The 19031-nt window shown below is 55.3% G+C and carries 14 protein-coding genes; 9 read left to right on the plus strand and 5 right to left on the minus strand.

Translation table 11 applies throughout. The features are described from left to right. Positions 1-92 precede the first annotated feature (92 nt). Both H7846_RS14520 and H7846_RS14525 read left to right on the plus strand, forming a co-directional pair. A complete protein-coding gene (locus tag H7846_RS14520; RefSeq protein WP_186693038.1) occupies positions 93-2030 on the plus strand; it encodes an ArnT family glycosyltransferase in 1938 nt (645 codons plus the stop codon). Between the two features lie 21 nt (positions 2031-2051). Next, a complete protein-coding gene (locus H7846_RS14525) occupies positions 2052-3992 on the plus strand; it encodes an ArnT family glycosyltransferase (RefSeq protein WP_255460658.1) in 1941 nt (646 codons plus the stop codon). 18 nt (positions 3993-4010) lie between these two features. On the opposite strand, the gene H7846_RS14530 is transcribed toward H7846_RS14525, so the two are convergent. Then, complete coding sequence (locus H7846_RS14530) at positions 4011-5189, minus strand: glycosyltransferase (RefSeq protein WP_255460659.1); 1179 nt, start codon at positions 5187-5189, stop codon at positions 4011-4013. Between the two features lie 93 nt (positions 5190-5282). After that, positions 5283-6869 (minus strand): DHA2 family efflux MFS transporter permease subunit, encoded by a 1587-nt coding sequence (locus tag H7846_RS14535; RefSeq protein WP_186693041.1) that lies wholly within the window; start codon positions 6867-6869, stop codon positions 5283-5285. Between the two features lie 458 nt (positions 6870-7327). Between H7846_RS14535 and dnaK the strand changes: the two genes are divergently transcribed. From dnaK to H7846_RS14550, 3 genes are all read left to right on the plus strand, one after another. Continuing rightward, on the plus strand, positions 7328-9238 hold the full coding sequence (dnaK, locus tag H7846_RS14540; protein WP_186693043.1) for a molecular chaperone DnaK: 1911 nt from the start codon (positions 7328-7330) through the stop codon (positions 9236-9238). 131 nt (positions 9239-9369) lie between these two features. Then, positions 9370-9630, plus strand: coding sequence for a hypothetical protein (locus H7846_RS14545; protein WP_186696483.1), 261 nt, complete (start codon positions 9370-9372; stop codon positions 9628-9630). A 119-nt stretch (positions 9631-9749) separates the two neighbouring features. Further along, positions 9750-10634 (plus strand): Fpg/Nei family DNA glycosylase, encoded by an 885-nt coding sequence (locus H7846_RS14550; RefSeq protein ID WP_186693045.1) that lies wholly within the window; start codon positions 9750-9752, stop codon positions 10632-10634. Here H7846_RS14550 and H7846_RS14555 read toward each other — a convergent pair whose 3' ends face one another. After that, positions 10635-12338 (minus strand): hypothetical protein, encoded by a 1704-nt coding sequence (locus H7846_RS14555; protein ID WP_186693047.1) that lies wholly within the window; start codon positions 12336-12338, stop codon positions 10635-10637. 84 nt (positions 12339-12422) lie between these two features. On the opposite strand from H7846_RS14555, the gene H7846_RS14560 reads away from it, so the two are divergent. The 3 genes from H7846_RS14560 (at position 12423) to H7846_RS14570 (ending at position 15059) form a co-directional block, all read left to right on the plus strand. Then, positions 12423-13658: a DnaJ C-terminal domain-containing protein gene (locus H7846_RS14560; RefSeq protein ID WP_186693049.1), complete on the plus strand. Its 1236-nt coding sequence runs from the start codon at positions 12423-12425 to the stop codon at positions 13656-13658. A 158-nt stretch (positions 13659-13816) separates the two neighbouring features. Further along, the gene (locus H7846_RS14565; RefSeq protein ID WP_186693051.1) at positions 13817-14587 is read left to right on the plus strand and encodes a LolA-like protein; all 771 of its coding nucleotides are present in this window, start codon (positions 13817-13819) and stop codon (positions 14585-14587) included. A gap of 70 nt (positions 14588-14657) precedes the next feature. After that, the gene (locus tag H7846_RS14570; protein WP_186693053.1) at positions 14658-15059 is read left to right on the plus strand and encodes a MerR family transcriptional regulator; all 402 of its coding nucleotides are present in this window, start codon (positions 14658-14660) and stop codon (positions 15057-15059) included. Positions 15060-15115: 56 nt separating this feature from the next. Here the strand turns inward: H7846_RS14570 and H7846_RS14575 are convergent, their stop codons facing one another. After that, on the minus strand, positions 15116-15691 hold the full coding sequence (locus H7846_RS14575) for a TetR/AcrR family transcriptional regulator (RefSeq protein WP_186693055.1): 576 nt from the start codon (positions 15689-15691) through the stop codon (positions 15116-15118). A gap of 116 nt (positions 15692-15807) precedes the next feature. On the opposite strand from H7846_RS14575, the gene H7846_RS14580 reads away from it, so the two are divergent. Beyond that, positions 15808-16320, plus strand: a complete 513-nt coding sequence (locus tag H7846_RS14580; protein ID WP_186693057.1) for a hypothetical protein — start codon at positions 15808-15810, stop codon at positions 16318-16320. Positions 16321-16333: 13 nt separating this feature from the next. On the opposite strand, the gene H7846_RS14585 is transcribed toward H7846_RS14580, so the two are convergent. Further along, on the minus strand, positions 16334-19030 hold the full coding sequence (locus H7846_RS14585; protein WP_186693059.1) for an ABC transporter permease: 2697 nt from the start codon (positions 19028-19030) through the stop codon (positions 16334-16336). Position 19031 lies beyond the last annotated feature (1 nt).

Raw genomic sequence — 19031 nt, forward strand, 5'->3', positions numbered from 1 at the left:
CATCGACCGCCGAAAGGATTTATCTCCTGGTGTCATCAATAAAGTCCGCTTTGCCTATAAGAGGGATTTATCCTAGTAAGAGCTGATCCGTCATGACCACGCCCACTCTTTCTACGCCTCTGGCTTCTCCAAAAACTGCACAGTCCGAGCCCTACCCGGCATCTCGACGACGACCCGCTGCCCTTCTTGTCCTCTTTTCCCTCTGGTTGGTCATCTTCTTTGCCTCTCTCTTTGCTCCACCATTACTGGACGACGCCGACGCCACCCACGCCAACGCAGCGCGTCACATGGTTCTCACCGGCGACCTCGTCACCCTCAAAGTCAATGGCATCCGCTATCTGGAAAAAGCAGCCCTACCCTACTGGCTCGACGCCATCAGTTTCCGGGTCTTCGGGTTCAACGCCTTTGCCGCTCATATTCCCGAAGCGGTCGGAGTTCTTTTGCTTGCCCTGCTCGGCTATCACTGGAGTCGCCGAGCCTATGATGAGCGAACCGGCTTCTACACCGGCATCTTCATCCTCACCGCCGCCGGAGTCTTCCTCTTCACCCGCATCTATATCCCTGAAGTCCTGCTCTCGTTGTTTCTTTGTACTGCGCTCTATTGCTTCCTTAAAACACTCTCCCTGACCAAAACTCCTGTCACAGAATCGACCTTTCCTCCCATCGTCTATCCCTATGCGATGTGGACAGCTCTTGCGCTCGCCGTCCTGACCAAAGGGCTCGTCGCCCTGGTCTTCTTCTTCGGAGCCGCGATCGTCTACCTCGCTCTCACGAGGGAATGGCATCTCTGGCGCACGCTCAAACCTTTGAGCGGCATAATTCTTTTTCTTGCCATCGCGGCCCCTTGGCATATCCTCGCCGGGCTGCGAAATACCGGCGGAATGAACGGCCACGGCTTCTTCTGGTTCTACTTCGTCAACGAGCACTTCCTGCGCTTCCTGGGCAAGCGCTACCCTAAGGACTACAACAAACTTCCCGGCTATCTCTTCTGGAGCCTGCATCTCGTCTGGCTCTTTCCCTGGAGCCTCTTCGCTCCCGCCGTCTTAATTCAAGGCTGGCGCCAGCGACGGCAAATGTTGAATACCAACACCTTTTCTGCACGTACGACACTGTTGCATGCGATCTATGCGGCCCTGGTCCTGGTCTTCTTTTCCATCTCGACCAACCAGGAGTACTACACCTTCCCGGCTTACCTCGCGCTGCTGACCCTGATTGCTGTTGCACTCGCGAAGTCCGAAGCCATTTATCAGCAAGACAGTCTCTCTCGCCACTGGATCACTTTTGCTCATGCGACCTATACGGTGATCGGCCTGGCCGCCGCCACAGCGCTGGCTTATGGACTCTGGAGTTCCAGAAAGCTGCCTTTCGTACCCGATATTGGAGAGCTTCTCGCCCATCGCGCAGTCGGCGATTACACCCTCTCGATGTCGCACTTCTTCGACCTTACGGGCCCGAGCTTTGCTGCGCTGCGGCTTCCGGCAGCGCTTGCTGCCCTGGCCTTCGCGATTGGGCCCGCGATCGCGTGGTGGCTAAGGAAAAAGCAACGCCACCTCGCATCCACAACGACCATCGCTCTCACCAGCACGATCTTTCTTATCGCGGCACACATTGCCTTTATCCGCTTCGGCCCCATGCTCTCTTCACAGAATCTCGCCCAAAAGATTCAACAACTGGAAGACAACGGCTCAGTCTCTCGTGACAGTCAAATTCTCCTCTTTGGCGACCAATCTTATGGCTCCTCGATCCCCTTTTACCTTGGGAAAATCGTCTATTTAGTCGATGGTCGTTCGACTTCTATGCTCTTCGGATCAACCTTTCCGGACGCTCCTCCCATCTTTCTTTCTCATGAAGATCTCGTGAAGGAATGGGGAACCGGACAACGCAAAATCCTCTTCGTTCCGCTCGAAAGAAGAGATGTGGTTGACCGGCTCTTGGGAAACAACAAGATCCTTCTCGCAGAGACCTCAGGAAAAGCGCTCTTCACCGACCGCCCGCTCGACCACCCCGTGGGCACTGATCATCAACAGTAAGTTTTCTGAAGAATTCAACGCGTGAACGCAGGGATGACCCAATTCGTTGCCTCCCCGGCCAACCCGGACACCGAGGTTCTAACTGGCTCTGTGTCGCTCGAATCCCTGGCACCGTCACGGAGTTGGAGTCCTCGCTCAATTGCAATCATCTTTTTCGCCTGGCTCATTCTTCAGATTGGCTGTTTGTTTACGCCTGGTCTGCTCGATGATGTCGATTCCATCTACACCGAAATCGCGCGCGAGATGCTTGTACGCAATGACTACGTCACTCCGTATGTAAATGGCATTCGCTTCTTCGACAAGCCACCCTTGATGTATTGGATGGCTGCGGCTTCCATGCGCATCTTTGGCCCGCATGATTGGGCGGCGCGCCTTCCTCTAGCTATCGGCGTCCTCGCTCTGTTGCTAGCGGTCTATACGCTCGGTATTCGTCTCTTCCGTGAGACATCTCCCCCCGATGCTCCCGATCGTGGGGGCTTCTATGCCGCGCTCGCATTGGCCACCAGCATCGGACCGTTCCTTTACACCCGCTTCTATATCCCGGATATCCTCCTCGCCCTTTGGATGACGCTTGGCGTCCATCTCTTCCTGATCGCACTGGATCGCATCCATCAAGGCCGCTCTTCGCTGCTGCCCTGCCTGAGCTTCGCTGCCGTAATGGCTCTCAATGTTCTTACCAAAGGACTCATCGGCCTGATCTTTCCCATCGGCTTTGCTTTGCTATATCTCGCAATCACGCATCAGCTTTCGAAACTGAAATACCTGCACCTTGTCTCAAGTCTGGCCCTCTTTCTCGGGATCGCTGCCCCCTGGCATATTCTCGCGGCCATTCGGACACCCTCCATCCCTCTCCCTTCAGGACTCGGGCTTCCCGAGCGCGGAGGTTGGGCCTGGTTCTATCTCTACAATGAACACATCGCTCGTTTCCTTGGCCAACGCATTCCTCACGACTATGGCCAGGTTCCAATCACTCTCTTCTGGCTTCTGAGTATCGTCTGGGTTCTGCCCTGGTCAGCTTTCCTTATACCTGCCATCTCCGATCACGTCCGTGATCTCCGCAACCGCACGCTAATCTCTCCTCGAAGATATGAAGCAGCGCTCTCGCTTCTTCTCTGGACCGCTCTCGTGCTCGGCTTCTTTACCCTCTCCAGCCGGCAGGAATACTACAACCTTCCCGCGCTTCCCGCGCTCGCGCTGATGTCCGCCGGCCTCCTCGCTCGTGCCGATTCACGGGATGCATCTTCCCGGACTGGCGCACTTCGCTGGACAATTTGCTTCCTTCTTCCTCTCTCCACACTGGTCGCTCTCGTCTGCGGATATTTCTCGATCGTTGCGCCGCATCCAGCTGATGGAACCGACATCGCATCTCTCCTCGCGGCCAATCCAGAGTTCTACAATCTCTCCCTCGGCCACATCTTCGATCTCACCGGAGCAGCAATGGGCCTCTTTCGAGGACCTCTCATCGCAGTCGCTCTCGGAATGATCTGCATGGGGTTTGGAAGTCTCATACTCCGTCAACACAAACACCAGTATGCTGCCAACCTTATTCTCGCCACAGCGACGGTCATCACTTTACTCGCCGCGCACGAGGGACTGACCCGCTTCTATCCCATTCTCGGCTCTAAAGATCTTGCTCTTGCTATCGATCGCGACGGTCTGCAACCAAACGATCAGATCATCCTTGACGGAGAGCTCACATCCGGCTCTTCGCTGATCTTCTACACCCATCACCAGCTTCACCTGATCAATGGCAACGTCAATGGCCTTTGGTACGGGGCCTTCTGGCCCGATGCTCCGCGCATCTTTGAAACAGAAGACTCTCTCCGGCACCTCTGGTCAGGACCGGATCGCGTCTTCTTGTTGACCTACCATCCGAAAGCACGAGTTGACGATTTGGCCCCCTACGGAACGGTTCATATCCTCGCTGCCGCCGGAGGCAAAACCATCCTTACCAATCGTTGAGCGCGTCGGACATAAAATCTACGGCGCCTCGACTCTACCGCCTTCTCGCATCCGATAGATTTGCCCCCGATAATAGAATCGATCGCCACCATAGCTGCCTAACCAAAGGATGCTTCCCAATAGATCGCGCATCGGATAGATCAACATTCCGCGCAACCAGTTCTGGTCCCCCATCACGCGAAGCACGGCTCCCGCCTGTACCCAACGGTTCACGATCATGGCCCCGAACCACGCCACCCCGAATAAAGCATGACCGCTGAGCAGCCCCCATAAAAGTCCAAGTAATCCAAAGGGCATGGCAAAGGTCAGTCCGGTGCCCAGATGCCCCCATGGCCGCGAACGGCGCGTGCTTTGCATCCATCGCAGTTGATTCTTAAACGAAACCTTGAATGGCGTGTCCTCGACCAGCAACCGGATCACATGCGTCGCCAGACGTACCCCTACTCCACGAGTGGCGAGACGGTTTCCCAACACAAAGTCATCAGCGTAAAACTGGCCAAGCTCTTCAAAGCCCCCGGCGACGACAAAGGATTCTTTTCGAACGGCCATCGTCACGCCCAATGCAAACTTCGTGCCTTCGAGCATATCGGCGACCATCACTCCGGAACTCATCTCGACGCTCTTGCCCACCGCGTCCAGCTGCGACGAGAACCGCGCCTCCGTTCCGTGATGTACCGTCCCAAGGTAGATACTCGACGCCAGTCCCACGTGCGGATCCTTCAGATTTTGCACCATCTTTCGCAGGTAATCCGGAGCCACCCGCGCATCCGCATCGCTGGTAATGAATAACGGATACTTCGCAACGGAATCCAGCTTCGCCAGCGAGAATACCTTCGCATTATGAAACTGCGGCGTTGGCTCACCACAGGTGACATACTTCGCATCGACATGCGGATAGCGTTTGCCAACCTCTCGCGCCAATTGCAGCCCCGCATCACTTTCGTGACGGGCACAAAACAATAGCTCGAACTCCGGATATGCCTGCTCAAAAAACGTCTCGAGATTTCGATCCATTCCTTCTTCGGTTCCATGCAGTGGTTTCAACACACTGACCGGAGGAAGAAAGTCCGTAGTCTCAGCAGCGCGGTCCTCGCGACGCTTTCGCAGCCCAAACCGAATCGCTGCCGCAATCACCATCAGGCAGTAGATCGTCGACGTCACAGAACCCGCCATCGCGATCCAAAAAAATACCTGCACCAACAAACTCATCCCGTACCTATCAATCTGCCATTGACTCGCAAACTTTGAGTTTATCGCAGCCGGTTGGGGAGAGTTCCGGCATTCCGTGTTTCAGTGAGCTCCTACCGGGCCCTTACCCGGTTTTACCTTTTTCAGCAGCCAGACTGCAATCACACATGCAAAACTAAGTAACGAAAGCCATCGGAAAACATCTACAAATGCCCAGCTTGAGGCCTGACGGAGAAGCTCTCGATAAAGAGTCGCTTGGGTCGGAACCGCTGCGTTCGCAGGACCATACGGTCCCACCAGAAAGCCTGTGGTATTCCGAATCGAATCCTGGAACTGCTGTCCTGTCATCGGAACAGAATTGATAATCAAGTTCTGGTGTACCGCCGCGCGCCGGATCAGCAACGTCTGCGCCACCGAGATTCCAATCGATCCCCCAACATTCCTCATCAGGTTGAACAGTCCGCTCGCGTTGCCCATCTGCTCGTTCGGCAGGGTACCGTAAGCCGCCGTCGTAATCGGCACAAAGACAAAGCTCAACCCGAAACCTGTGATCAAAATCGGGACCAACAGAGTGTTCGGGGAGATCTGCAAAGTGATGCTTCCAAAGTACAACGTCGTAAACCCAAAGACGACAAACCCAAAGGTGAGTAGGTAGCGCGGATCAACCTTATTCGAAAGGTAGCCAATCACCGGCATCCCACAAATCGCACCCAGTCCGCGTGGAGCAACAACAATTCCCGCTGTAAATGCCGTATATCCTAGCAGTTCCTGGTAGAAGAGCGGGAGCACCGTCACCGTTGAATAGATCGCAATTCCAAACAGGAAGATCAACAGACACCCGATGGCAAAGTTCCTGTTTTTTAGAACCTTAAGATCGACCAGAGGATTTTTGCGATGCCACGAGATCCGCACCCACCACAGGAAGGCTGCCAGCATGATCGGAAACGCAATGCGGATCCAGGTCGCTCCAAACCAGTCGTCCTCCTGCCCTTTATCCAGGATCACCTGGAGTAGCCCCGTCCAGACCACCAGCATCCCAAAACCAAGATTGTCGAACGCCGGCACCTTGGCGTTCTTGATATAGGGCGGGTCATGAACAAACCGGCTGATCATAAAGACCGCCAGTATCCCAACCGGAATATTGATATAGAAGGCATAACGCCACGAATACGTGTCTGTCAGCCACCCGCCGAGCGTTGGACCAAGTACCGGAGCGACAACGACACCGAACGCAAAGACCGCAGCAGCCGCTCCCCGCTTCGCCGGGGGAAACGACTCGAACAGAATTGCCTGCGAGAGCGGCTGAAGCGCGCCCCCACCTGCTCCCTGGACAATTCGGGCCAATAGGATCATTCCCAGCGTCGGTGCCGCTCCACACCCAAAGCTTGCAACCGTAAAAATAATCACGCAGATGATCAGGAAGTTCTTTCGTCCAAAGCGCAGCGAGCACCAATTACTCGCGGGCAGCACAATGGCATTCGCCACCAGATAGCTGGTGAGCACCCAGGTCGCCTCATCGTTCGAGGCCGATAATGATCCCGCTATATACGGCAGCGCCACTGAAGCAATGGCGGTGTCCAGCACCTCCATAAACGTCGCCAGCATCACCGAAGCCGCAATCAACCAAGGGTTGACCCCTTGGGTCACTTCGGCAGAATGGTCGGCTGGCATAGTTGCAGCGCTTGACATCGAAAAGAGCCTTCCCCGTTCGCGAAAACTAACAGATGTTGGTGATCTTATTCAAACTTTCCTGGAAGAAGTCATGTCTCAAAACGGATAAGACGCGAATTTCATCTTCCGGGGGTGGATAAACGCTGCACAATCTCGCCACTAGCTCATTCACAGGTCAGACGATTCCAGCATCCAACTTTTCGTGTTCCTTTTACGCGCTATTCCGTAAATCGGCTCCAGGTTCCACCAGTCGGCCTAAAGGCGCCTTCAGAGCGCGATCAAATTGCAGATAATAAACAGCTTATTTTCTGGATGGCCATAAGCTGTACATATGAAGCATTTTTTGTAAAACCAGATGCATCTTCATGCTTATATAGACATCATATATATTGACAATAACTGACTCAAGGATGCATGATACGTAGAGTCAATGAGTTCTGTAAGGGCGATAGCCCTGTGATGGGGAGAGACTAGCAATGGGAAAGATTATTGGTATTGACCTCGGAACCACCAATTCGTGCGTGGCCGTTATGGAAGGCGGCGAGCCGAAGGTGATTCCCAACGAAGAGGGTGGCCGCACGACGCCATCGATCGTCGCCTTTACGAAGAGCGGCGAGCGCCTCGTTGGCCAGGTGGCCAAGCGCCAGGCGATCACGAATCCGGAAAACACGATTTACTCGATCAAGCGCTTCATGGGACGCCGCTATGACGAGGTCAACGATGAGATGAAGATGGTGCCCTACAAGGTGGTCAAGCAGGGTGATCATATCGCCGTCCTGGCGCAGGGCAAGGAGTACACTCCGCCCGAGATCTCGGCCATGATCCTTCAGAAGCTGAAGAAGGCCGCCGAGGACTATCTCGGCACCACGGTGACAGAAGCCGTCATTACCGTCCCAGCCTACTTCAATGACGCTCAGCGTCAGGCCACGAAGGATGCAGGCAAGATCGCCGGACTCGACGTCAAGCGTATCGTCAACGAACCAACCGCCGCTGCCCTGGCCTATGGCCTCGACAAGAAGAAGGACGAAACCATCGCCGTGTACGACTTCGGCGGCGGTACCTTCGATATCTCAATCCTCGAAGTTGGAGAAGGCGTCATTGAGGTCAAGTCGACCAACGGTGACACCCACCTCGGTGGCGACAACCTCGACCAGCGCATCGTCGACTGGCTCATTAAGGAGTTCAAAGACGAAACCGGCCTCGACCTGACCTCCAAGGGCAACGAGATGGCCCTGCAGCGTCTGAAGGATGCCGCAGAGCGCGCCAAGATCGAGCTCTCGACCGCGCAGGAGACTGAGATCAATCTGCCCTTCATCACCGCGGACGCAAGCGGACCGAAGCACTTGGTTCGCAAGCTGACCCGCGCTAAGCTCGAGAGCCTGGTCGATGACCTCTTGCAGAAGTCGGTTGGCCCTTGCAAGCAGGCCCTCAAGGATGCAGGCGTCGACACCAGCAAGATCGATGAGGTCGTACTGGTCGGCGGACAGACCCGCATGCCTGCGATCCAGGAGCTGGTCAAGAAACTCTTCGGCAAAGAGCCTCACAGGGGTGTCAATCCGGATGAGGTCGTCGCGATCGGTGCAGCGGTTCAGGCCGGCGTGCTCGCAGGCGATGTGAAGGACCTGCTCTTGCTCGATGTTACCCCGCTGACTCTCTCGATTGAGACGATGGGCGGAGTTGCGACCCCGATGATCGCTCGCAACACCACCATTCCGACCAAGAAGACAGAGACCTTCTCCACGGCTGCCGATAACCAGACCGAGGTTGAGGTTCACGTCATGCAGGGCGAGCGCCCGATGGCGAACGGCAATCGTACGCTGGGCAAGTTCAAGCTGGGTGGCATTCCACCTGCTCCGCGTGGTGTGCCCCAGATCGAAGTGACCTTCGACATCGACGCCAACGGCATCCTGAACGTCAACGCCAAGGACAATGCCACGGGTAAGGATGCGAAAATCACCATCACCTCCAGCTCAGGTCTCAGCAAGGAAGAGGTCGAGCGGATGGCGAAGGATGCCGAGTCGCACGCTGCCGAGGACAAGGAGAAGCGCGACGAGATCGAAGCGCGCAACGGACTCGACTCGATGGTCTACAACGTCGAAAAGATGCTCAAGGACTCCGGGGACAAGGTCTCCGGATCGGACAAGAGCGATGTCGAATCTGCCCTCGAGGATGCAAAGAAAACACTTGCAGGAACCCCGAGTGCAAGTGAGCTGAATGCGGCTCGCGAGCGTCTAACAACTGCAAGTCACAAGCTTGCAGAAGCGATGTACAAGGCGAATGCTGCTCAGCCCACCGAACAGGCCGCCCAGGCTGGATCCGCCGAAGAGCCGAAGAAGGACGAAGGCGTGATCGATGCCGAATATGTAGATGTCGATGAAAAGAAGTAACCGGCGTTTGCTGTAGTCATTGGCAAAACGCAGGAAAAAGAGAGGCAATCTTTCAGCAGGTTGCCTCTCTTTTTATAAGGCCCGATGGACTTGTAGGTTTGTACGACTTACTTCCAGGAAAGGTGTTCAACGTGAACAGTAGTAAAAACCGTAGTGAAGAAGTCTCCGATCTGATGTGGTTAGAAAACCTGGAACTCAATCGATACACAGGAGGAAAGGCAATGACCGAGACGATGTGGAGATGCGATCAGGTTCGTGCGGGACAACTTTATAACCGCATGATGTTTGATACGCGCGAGGAGGCCGAGAACTTCATGCGCAAGATGCAACAGATGGAGCCGGACCAGATGTTTTCGATCGAGGCTGTCGAAGCGAGACAGGTCTGGAATTAGTCGCCATTCTGATTCAAAGTTCGACAGGAAGTTGATTTGTAGTCTCGGATTCAAAACGATGTAGTTTCAGGGCGACGGTAAAAAGCCGTCGCCATCGTTTGTCTGGAGGCAAGAGAACAATGCCGGAAGGAAATGAGATTCATCGATGGGCTACGCGACATCAGGCTGCCTTTGCAGGTAAGCCCGTCCGCGTTGATGGTCCTCAGGGGCGTTTCACCGACGTCGATGTGATCGACGGCCGTAAGCTGGAACGCGTACTCGCCGTCGGCAAACATCTTGGTTACGACTTCGGCAAAGATCGCATTCTGCACGTCCATCTGGGTCTGCAGGGCGACTTCACCGAAGGGTCCGGCCCCCTGCCTCCCGTCAAAGGCGCATTGCGCCTGCGTATGTGGAACGCCACCGCGATCAAAAAGCCCGCGATTCCGGGTGAGAGCAAGCGGCATGCATGGTACTCCGAAGACGACGGCACCGGCCATCTCGACCCCGAACAGATCGCATGGGTTGAACTACGCGGCCCAATGGATTGCTCCCTTTACACACAGGAGAAGTGGGATGAACTGACCAACCGTCTCGGCCCTGATCCTCTGAACAACGACAGTCCGGAGAAGATGATTGCGAAAGTGCATAAAAGCCGCAAATCCATCGGAGAACTCTTGATGGACCAGACGCTCTTTGCAGGGGTGGGAAACATCTTCCGGGCAGAGCTACTATACCGCGCACGACTCAGCCCTTTTCGACCGGGCAAAGACGTTTCCGAAGAGACATTGCGTTCCATCTGGAACGACGCGGTCGCCCTGATGCCTGAAGCGATGATCGATCGCAGAATTATCACGACAAAACCTGCGGACCGGCCCCACCCGCGAGGTCAGGCGCTCAAGGAAGAAGCGCACTATGTTTATCGGCGCAATGGTTTTCCCTGCTTCGTCTGCGAAACCATTGTGAAGAAACAGGAGGTTGCAGGACGCAACCTCTTCTGGTGTCCGACGTGTCAGGAAGACTGATTATTGCAAGACGAGATAAGTATGAAAGCTTTGGTTGAGTGTGTTATCCAGCGAAATATAGGGGTAAGGAGCATTAGATCTCCGGAACGCTTCTATCTCCGCGCTTTGAGGAGAACCGTCCGGAAGAAACTCGCGCTCAACCAGTCTCGATACGGGAAGCTTAGAGAGAAGTCTGCGATTAACGAAAAAGCGAATTCCCTGGATGTAGACGGGGCGATACTGCTCAATAAACTCAGGATAGCTTCCCAGCTTTGTGGTCTGGGTGAAGATCTCGTGCACCTCGATTACATCCGGCTGCCTCTGTTGAAGCACATACGGCCTGACAGCAGCGAAGCCTTTATGCGCCAGAACACGATCGCACAGAAGCCCGAGGTCGATTACTCGAACGTTTTTGCTGTAAAGCATCACAGCGCCCATGTCCGGTGCGGCATAGGTCAGAGTCATTTGGCCGCTGACCCTTTGCAGCTCAGTAAGAATAGGCACAGCAGTACCCACATGCGCGACGGTAATCTTCGGCATATAAATCGGAGCCTTCTCCGATCGCAGCGGCTGAATCCGAGCCTCCATGCGGAGAACAGTGAACAGGCACAATGCAACCGTCACCCACCCCATCACTTTGGGTGTGAGATTTGGCAGTACCGGAAGGAGCAACAAGCCAATCAGGAATGGCCATGCCGGATAAAAGGAGCGAAACTCAGGTCCCCAGTTCGGACCAATTGCCGTACTCAGCACGAAACAGAAGAGGAGAAATAACACTGTAAATCGAAGCTGCCATGACTCACGAAAAGCCTGCTTCAGCCGATCGAACGAGAAAATCGGTACTTTGGCAACAAAGACGCTATACACGACATATGCTGCCAATAGCGCCAACAAGACCTTGGCATCGTAGAGAATGCTTACCGGCTCCAGCAGACGATTAGTAACAGCAATCCGCAAGCTCGGCGCCGAATATGGAAAATGCCGTTTGGCCAGAATCGTATTCGGCAACAGATCTCCAAAGTAGAGCCAGCGTGCAAGATTGGAGATCAGAAAAAGGAGGGTCCAGCACGATGCTGGAAGCACGGCACGACGAAAACTCCGCTCAGCCAGAACGAACGGAACCAGCAACCAAGCGGCCTCCCAACGCAACAGTAAAAGCAGACAACCCGCGACGATGTACCAGAAACGTCGGGTACCGGGAATAGAAGGAAAGAGGAGAAGCATCACTAGAACGAGCGCGAGAATCAGCGGAGTCTCCATGCCATTGATGGTCTCGTAGAACATCAACGTGCAGCCGACAATTCCGGCAACAAGATTAGCGAGTACCTCTGGCGTCCAGGTCAGGAACCAACGCCGGATAAGAACAATATTGATGAGGTTCAAAACAAGAGTGGAGATCTTGGCAAATGCGAGCAGTGCAGCAGGACTCACGATCACCTTGGCCGCTGCAGCCATCAGCAGCATCCACAGCGTCGTCGAGTATCCCTCGACGATACCCGAACCAGGAGTCGGCTCGATACGTCCTGTGTGCGCAAAAGTACGGGCAAACCCAAGGGTGATCGCCGAATCGTCCCAGGTAATCGCCCAGAAACGCCACGCCACAAAGATTTGGACCAGCAGTGCCAAAATCACCAACGCGCGCGAGGCCCAGAGCGCAGATGCTGAGGAATAATTTAGATTCTCGGATCGTTCGGCAACGGAAATACCGGTGTCGGCGAAGAACATGACCGCTTCTCCTGTAAATTAGCGGAGATGCACGGATTTGGTGTTTGGGATACCTGACGAAGTCAGATAATTAAAGAAAAGATTATGGCGACCAAGACAAAGGACTATTACGGAATACTCGGGGTAAAGAAGACCGCGACCGCAGATGAGATTCGCAAAGCGTTCCGCAAGCTCGCGCGCAAGTATCACCCTGATGTGAATCCCGGCGACAAAAAGGCCGAGGAGAAGTTCAAAGAGATCTCAGAAGCGAACGACATCCTCAGCGACGACAAGAAGCGCAAGATCTACGATCAGTTCGGTTTCTACTCCGACTCCATCGATCCCGCGGCCGCTGAAGCTGCAGCTCGCGGTGGCTACAGTGGCCCGGGAGGCTTCGGTGGAGGAGCGCACACCGGCCGAGGGGGTGCTCAGGAAGTCCCCTTCGACTTCGGCGGCTTCGACTTCTCCGATTTCGCCGCGAGCGGCGGTGCTCGCCAGGAATCCGGAAAATCTGGTGGAGGCTTCCGCGACATCTTCAGCCAGATGTTCTCCGGCGGCCGAAACGCCGCCCCGCGCGGCCCCCAGCCCGGAACCGATCTTGAATATCAGGTCGACGTTGATTTCTGGACTGCGATCCGCGGCGGCATCGCTCGACTCGAGATCCAGCGTCAAGAGATCTGCCCCACTTGCAAAGGCAGGTCCACCACCGGCGGCAGCATGGAATGCCCAGAGTGCCACGGCTCCGGACAGGTTACCCAGATGGGCGGCCGCATGAAGTTCAATATTCAGTGCCCACGCTGCGGCGGAAGCGGCAAGGTTCAAAACACCTGCCCCACATGTGATGGTGAAGGTGTCGTCATCCGTAACGAACCGCTGGAGTTCCGTATCAAACCTGGCACCCGCGACGGCCAGCGCATCCGTTTGGCGGGCAAGGGCAACGCCGGGCTCAACGGCGGACCTGCAGGCGATCTTTACCTCATCATCAAGACTGGCACCAATCCCGTCTTCACGCGGACCGGCGACGACATTTATGTAACCGTTCCTGTGACGATCTCCGAGGCAGCCCTCGGAGCGAAAATCGATGTTCCCACCATCGATACCCACGAGGGTGGCGGCAGAACTCAGCTCAAGATTCCACCCGGAACCCAGACGGGCCAGAAGCTGCGCCTGCGCGAGAAGGGCGTTCCCTCTGCTGTTCACGAAGGCAAACGCGGCGACCAGATCGTCGAGGTCAAAATTCTCGTCCCCAAGATCCAGGACGAACGCTCGAAGGAGATTCTGCGCGAATTCGCCAAGCTGAATCCCGAAGATCCCCGCGAAGGACTCTTCACCGGAATCTAATATCATCTTGTACAGCGGGCGGTGAGAAATCTCACCGCTCTATTTTTATGTCGCTCTCACACCTGAAGATTCATCGTTAAGTCGTCATTTAGACATCTGGCGTTTGCACAGAGAATGGTGCACCTATGCTGCAATCACCTTAGTACGGAGGTGGTTCCATGCGATATCCGGCAACTGGATGGGTGCTCGTGAGTATGTGCCTGCTCTCCGGTCTGCCTGTGTGGGCTCAGGATACGCCCACGGCAGATCAGATCGTCTCTCGACTCATGGAGAAAAACAAGCAACGGCAGAAGGATCTGGAGAGTTACACCTCAGAGCGAACGTACCGTGTGGAATACCACGGCACCGGGGGAGAACATCACGGTGAAATCACGGTGCATGCCGAATACGGCCAACAAGGCGAAAAGCACCTGACAGTCGTCTCTCAATCCGGCTCGAAGATGATCTGCGATCGCGTCCTACGCAAGATGGTCGAAACCGAGCAAGAGGCCTCCGAAAAGTCCAACCGCGTGCAGATGATGTTGTCCCCGCAGAACTATCAATTCGAGCTGCTCGGACAAGAATCGCTCGATGGCATCGAGACCTGGGTCCTTCATGTCTCCCCGAAGATGGACAACAAGCTGACCTACCGAGGCCGTATCTGGGTCAGCGAAGACGACTTCGCCGTCGTTCGTGTCCAAGGCGAGCCAGCAAAAAATCCTTCATGGTGGATCAACCGCGCAAGCTTCGACTGGAGATACGGAAAACACGGAAGGTTCTGGCTGCCGGATCGCAGCATTGGGCTCAGCCATGTAAGAATCGGCGGCGAAGCAAAACTAACCATCGAATACGGCGCCTATCATATCCTCACCACCCAGGATGCTCAGGCACTCGAGACAAACGGAGTGCAAACATCGGCGCAGTTCATAGAACCTCATTCCGCCAGATAACGGAAGATATTCTTTCCTTTGGCATTTCCCTTACGCCTCGAGCTAGACTGCTAACAAAGGAACTCGCATCATGGCTACGAAGCGTAAGAGCAAAGGGGCGTATATGATCTCGGCGGTCGCCGAGATGTATCAGATCCATCCGCAAACCTTGCGCCTCTACGAGCGCGAAGGCCTTCTCCTCCCCTCGCGCAGTGAAGGCAATACCCGCCTTTATACCGACGAAGATCTCGAACGCCTGGAGTTCATCCTCAACCTCGCGCGAGATCTCGGAGTCAACATTGCGGGCATCGCCGTCATTCTGCAGATGCGCGAACGTATGGAAGAGATGAACCGGCAAATGCAGGGCTTTGTCGATTACGTCAGGACAGAGATGCTCTCCCGCATGCAGCAGCAACAGAACCCAACCGCCGGACTCGTTCCCATGCGTCGCCCCGTCGTCGTCCCCTCTCCCTCTTCTGGAAAGAAAAAGTAGCTGTCGACAAGATTCACTGAAGCGAGCGATCAGTAAACGCTACTCAAAAAAGAAATTCAATAGCTTTTTAAGAGAAAGTCTCTTGCATTTGCCAGCACAGATTCCCTCAACGCAGGTTCCGGCAGCATCCGAGCAATTGCAACCGCTCCGATCATTGTTGAAAAGATCGCAAAGAAAGCCCGCTCTTTGTCCACGGTTCTCCGACCCGGCATATACGATTGCATTCGATCTTTATAGTGCACGAGCTCCGCAAAGATTTCCCCCTTCATTCCCTTCTCCGCACGCGCCAACTCCGGAGCAAGTGCCGTCAAAGGACATCCCTGCTCAGGATGATCGCAGCGGTCTGGACTGAGGTAGGTCTTTACGATTGCCTTCCACGCCAACTCAGGACGCGATCGTTCCGCGGCATGAACCAGAGTGTCGGCCATCTCCTGAAAAGACTCGCGGAGCGATTCCATCAACAGGTCATCTTTGCTTCCAAAGTGCTTGTAAAACCCCCCGTGGGTCAGCCCCGTATCCCGCATCACCGATGCGACTGCCGTGCCATTGAGCCCTTCCATGCGAACTCGTCGCGAGGCGTCCTTCACGATCTTCTGATGGGTCTCTGCTTTGTGTTCCGGTCGATAACGCATGGTTTTACTATAGGATGCTCCGGATCATCCCACGCTTCAAAATGACTCAGCATCGTCTTAAAGAAAAATCGAATCCATAGGATTATTTTAATAATCCTATGGAGCACGAGGTGAATATGTCACCAGAAACTCTCTTCCGCATTCAACTTATCCTGGGCTACGTCGCATGTTTGCTTTGCTTCAGAACGTACATCCTGCCCAAACTCAAATCGATGGAGCGGTTCGAAGCGCAGCGCATCATCGCTACAGTGCACAGTTTCCGCTTCTTCGGGCTAGTCTTTATCCTTCCGGGAGTCACAGGTCCTCACCTGCCCACCAGCTTTGCAACGTTTGCCGCTTACGGTGATTTTGCAACTGGAGTGCTGGCTCTTCTTGCGCTTCTTACCGCAAGAAGTCGCCCTCTCTTTTGGTCTTTCGTCGTTGCCTTCAACCTTGTAGGTGTAGCCGATCTCCTGGCCGACTACTACCACGCCACACAGACCAATCTCCCCGCACTGGCAGGACAATTGGGCGCCACATACGGAATCCCAATCCTCTACGTTCCGATGCTGATGATTACGCACATCGTCGCATTCTATTGGCTGCTGCGTCCTCGGCCTGCAAAACTCACTTCTTTACAGGCAGCGTAGATCGCCACCAAATTTATTCGGCTCTTAGCGCGTCCACAGGATTCACAGTGGTCACACGAGAAGCCGGCAGAAAGCTTGCAAAAGCAGCCGCCAGAACAAGAATGACCGGCACGACGACAAAGCTTAGCGGGTCGAGAGGACTGACACCAAACAGCAGTGTTCTTATCAGTTGTGCAACCGCGACTGCCGCTCCAAGGCCCACAAAAACACCGACCCCGGTTAGGACTAAAGCCGAACGAACAAACATCCAGCGAAGTTCGCGCTTTTGAGCGCCAAGTGCGAGACGAATACCGATCTCGCGCGTGCGCTGTGATACCGCATAAGAGATCACTCCGTAAATACCAATAATGCCGAGCGCCAGCGCCATGGCAGCGGCGATCCCAAGCATGACGAGCGTGAAGGAGGTGCGCGCGAGGGACTTGCTGTAGATCTCCTGCATCGTCTGCACCGAGGCCAACGGAAGGTTTGCGTTGACGGACGATACCGCTTGCTGCATTTCGCTAAGGAGACTGGCAGTTCCGGCGCGATCGCTGCGAACCGCAAAGGTAATGAAGCGTGAAGCCGTAATCGGCGCCTTCGGCTCGTACGGACTCCTCAGCATCGTGGGCCAGTAGATCGTTGCAGGGGCCTCTTCATCCACTCCGCGAACATGCACATCTTCAACAACCCCGATAACGTCTTGCCACGGCGTATCGGAAGACTGACGGACCTGCTTACCGATGGCAGCAGAGGCCGAACCCCACGTCTCCCGGGCAAAATTTTCTGAAACGATGACCGCATGATTCAGGTTGTAGATGTCGGTCCAGGTGAAGTCGCGTCCAGCAACGAAGCGTGTCCCCATGGCATTGAAGTAGCTGGGAGATACATAGTTGAAGAACCGCAACGGAGGATTATTTCCTTCGTAGTTCTTTCCTTGAACGAAAAGGTTGTCCCAATTAGGCTCGTTGCCATCCATCGGGACAGCGCGAGCGAACCCAGCAGACGTAACTCCTGGAATCGCAGAAAACTTATCAATGATGTTGTTCTCGATGCGTGTGACCGTCTGTTCATCGGTGATGAGTTGGTCGGGAATCCATGTGCTTACTGTCTGGATGTGCGGAGCATCGGCGAAACCGGGATCGACGTTGTGCAGCGCGGCGAAAGTGCGGACCATGAGGAGAGCGCAGACAAGGAGCACAAGCGCCATCGCCACCTGGATAACGACCAGGATGTTACGTGCTCGATGGCGTTCGCGGCTCTGGCTGGCCGTGCGCCCAGAGCCGGACAGGCGCGCCGATCCTCGAAGAAAGACGTACTTCCACACAGGAAGTGAACCAAACAATAGTCCGGACAGGAGAGAAATGACAAAGGTGAACGCGATAGAACGGGCGTCGAGAGAGACCTCGCTGAGGCGCGGGAGATTTGCAGGGCCGATGGAGACAAGAAGACGCAGGCCGGCAGCAGCGACACCAACGCCAAGCGCCCCGCCGATCAAACCAAGCACAACGCTTTCCACCAGCAGCTCGCGCGCGATGCGGGCGCGACCGGCGCCGAGTGCGGCGCGAATGGAGAGTTCCTGATGGCGAGACTCGGCACGTACAAGCAGCAGATTAGCGACGTTCATGCATACGATCAGCAGAACGATGCCGATTGTCGCCATAACAACCCAAAGCACATTCCCTATATCGCCGATCACTTGGCTCTTCAGAAGGCGGAAGTTAGGCGCGATCTTCCAGTGCTCGTACCAGTGGGGATCGGTACCCGGGCCATTGGACCATGAATCCATCCACAGGGGAATGAGGCGTGCGATGTCTGCGTTGGCCTGGGCGATGGAGACTCCGGGTTTGAGGCGGCCGATACCGTTGCAGCAGAAGGGAGCGAGTTTGAGCTTGCTGCGGTCAATCGCCATCGGGATGAGGAGATCGAAGTCGTTATCGACCATACGAAAGCCGCGCGGCATAACTCCGACGATGGTTCGGGTTTGCGCGTCGACCTGAATGGCACGACCGATGACGGAGCGGTCTCCTCCGAAGCGCCGTTGCCAGTAGCCGTAACTCAGCATCGCCGTTTTGGAGCCGTGTGGGTCTTGGTCTGCGGGTGTAAACCAGCGGCCCAGCAGAGGCGGAACCTCAAGCGTCTGGAGCACGCCGTCGCTAACCTGATCAGCCTGCACCCACTCCGGTTGTTCAATGCCGGTCACATTGGCGGTACTGGGAGACCATAAACCAATCGATTGAAAGGAACGGTTGTGTTCAGCGAAGGTCAGGTACATCGACGGGGAAACCGCCAGCCCGTTGGAGATGCTGGCGAGGCCTCCTGCGCCCGGTGCGTCGAGCCGTAGCCCGAGGAGTTGGTTGGAGCCGGGATAGGGCAGCGGCTTCAGAAGCACGCTGTTGATGACACTGAAGACCGCCGTGTTCGCACCGATGCCGATGGCAAGTGTGAGAAGGACGATCACAGCAAAACCCGGAGCTCTTCGCAACCGACGCAAGGTGAGCTTGAGATCGGCAAAGATCGATTCGAGCGTGGACCATTGCCAGACAACACGGCTCTTCTCTTCGAGAAGCGTGAGATTTCCGAAAGCTCGAAGGGCTGCTTGTCGCGCCTCGGACCGGGAGAGACCTTCGATCCGCATAAGTTGCTCGGTCTTCTCCTCGATGTGCTCGCGCAACTCTTCGGACAATTCGTCGTAGAGTCGCTGACGACGGAACATTCGATCGAACCAGCTCATC

The organism is Edaphobacter sp. 4G125 (assembly GCF_014274685.1).
Taxonomy (GTDB): domain Bacteria; phylum Acidobacteriota; class Terriglobia; order Terriglobales; family Acidobacteriaceae; genus Edaphobacter.